This window comes from Cupriavidus sp. 05T41, assembly GCF_056396525.1.
Genome location: NZ_JBFTLQ010000212.1, coordinates 1 through 545 on the forward strand (window position 1 = coordinate 1; position 545 = coordinate 545).

Here is a 545-nt window from a genome sequence, read left to right on the forward strand (position 1 = left end):
TTGAGCGTGTTCACGTTGACGCTCTGCAGCTGGAGGATGTTCTGGTTGACGTTGACATTGACGTTGGCCGYCGGGCCCAGTCCCTGCATCCAGGTATTGGCGCCGCCGCGCACCGCGGCCAGGGACTTGCTGTCGAGTTCTTGKGTCAGGGCGAGGTCGCGCACGATGAGGGACATGTTGGTTCTCCTTGGCTTCACGGGATAACTTGGGATGCTCTTGATTGGCTGGTTGCCGGCGGAGGTGGCGGGGCCGCCTCCGCGTCTGCCGGGCGGTTCAACGATAGATGTTGTTCTGGGCGTTCTGCGTCGAGTTGACATGCGACTTGATGTCGTMCACGAAGGCGGCGTTGTTGCCGTTCATGTTGACCACGCTCTGGGTCTGGCCGATCAGTTGCGAGGCATTGAAGGTCGAGTCGACCTTGACGGTGCTGAACACCGGCACGAAGGGCACGAAGCCGGTGCCGCCGCGCACGGTGCTCATGGCGTGGGCGTCGAGTTCTTCGGTGACGGACAGGTCCTGGATGGCGATGGTAGTCATGGTAGTTC

General features: G+C 61.6%; 1 protein-coding gene. It reads right to left on the reverse strand.

Features of this window, described 5'->3' with window-relative positions; genetic code table 11:
• Nucleotides 1-273: 273 nt before the first annotated feature.
• A complete protein-coding gene (locus AC1DKV_RS40530; protein WP_477139775.1) occupies nucleotides 274-537 on the reverse strand; it encodes a hypothetical protein in 264 nt (87 codons plus the stop codon).
• Nucleotides 538-545: the final 8 nt, after the last annotated feature.